The following is a 1,321-nucleotide window of genomic DNA, read 5'->3' on the forward strand; positions in this document are numbered from 1 at the left end:
CAGCACCCCCAACTCTATTCAGAATTCGGGTACGTTGCCGATTGGTGAGATATTTTGATGTGTGAGCAAAGCTCAAAAGCTGCTCGATTGATATGCCGCACGCTTTCATTATGCGTGCAATATGCGTACTATTTCGCATAGTCCACTCCTAGTTACATTAGGTTTTGGATTAGCTCTACGTCGGTGGTGTAAACACTGGCGTAGAGTGTTTAAATAATTATTTTTTCTCTATCAAGGTTGTAAATGCGATACGATCTCCATTGAAACAAAAATTTGGATTTATAAAATAACGACCTGGTCTCAAAGTTTTTGCTATTATTAATGCGTTTTCTAACTCGTTTAATCCTCTTTTAAAGGTTGCTAAACTTAATTTAATTGAGGGATTATTATCTTTATGAGCTTCTAAAAAATCTTCTAAAGCTATACTGTCTAAATCAACTTGATCTTTTGCAATAGCTTTGAATTGAACAGCCCATATAAGAACATTAAATGCTTTGATTCCAGCAGAATTTAATCCAAAAGTTAACGCAATATTAGCAGTAAACAGCTTAACAAACTGTTCTGTGTCAACTTTCTTAAAGGTTGTAATATGAGTACCATAAATTTCACCAGTGTATTGATTAACCAATACATTATTATCTTTACCCAATTTCGATAACTGAATCTTCTTCCCTTTTATAGGAACAACCATTCCTTCTATAAATGGGTTTTCTTTATATCTAGTAAGGCTCATTTTTACCTTTAATTTTGGACTTTGCCATATCAACGAATGATTTATTAAGTTCAATATATAATAAAAAATAGATCTAGTAAAGATTGAATTTATAATTAATTTTGAGCTTCTATAGCTCTGATGTTAAACCTGGATAGCGCAAATCATGAAAATATGGTCATTGATTTTTAAGGATTTTTTGCGGTTTCTATTCTTAGTTCTTCTTGTTGTTTTAGAACCATCAGACAATTCATTAGCAACAAACTAACCTCCGCTTCCTCGTCGACGGTGTTCGGTGTTCGCAATCAAATTGAGAAAACTGAACCAATAAAAAAATAATCCAAAAAATCCTTAAAATTAAAACGCCCACCGCTCGCCGGAGTCTGTGACCGAGCAACGCGAGCGAACAGGCGAGGAAGCGGAAGATAACCGGAAGTTAAAAGGAGCACGAACACTCGAAAATCCACAGGGAACACCACTACTCAAAAAGCATTTAATCATCTCGGAGTTCATGCCGCACCTCCGACTCTATTCAGAATTCGGGCACGCTGACGAAGGGTTAAATTGCGTGAGGTTCGAGCAAATAACTCGATTATTTGATTCGGTGCT

The 1,321-nt window shown here is 35.9% G+C and carries 1 protein-coding gene; it reads right to left on the reverse strand.

From position 1 onward, the window contains the following. Nucleotides 1-217: 217 nt before the first annotated feature. Nucleotides 218-733, reverse strand: coding sequence for a hypothetical protein (locus G468_RS0118135; protein ID WP_026824164.1), 516 nt, complete (start codon nucleotides 731-733; stop codon nucleotides 218-220). Nucleotides 734-1,321: the final 588 nt, after the last annotated feature.

This window comes from Arsenophonus nasoniae DSM 15247 (genome assembly GCF_000429565.1).
Lineage (GTDB): Bacteria > Pseudomonadota > Gammaproteobacteria > Enterobacterales > Enterobacteriaceae > Arsenophonus > Arsenophonus nasoniae.

Coding starts and splice junctions, on each gene's coding strand:
- G468_RS0118135 (WP_026824164.1), bottom strand. CDS start 733: ATGAGCCTTACTAGATATAAAGAAAACCCATTTATAGAAGGAATGGTT.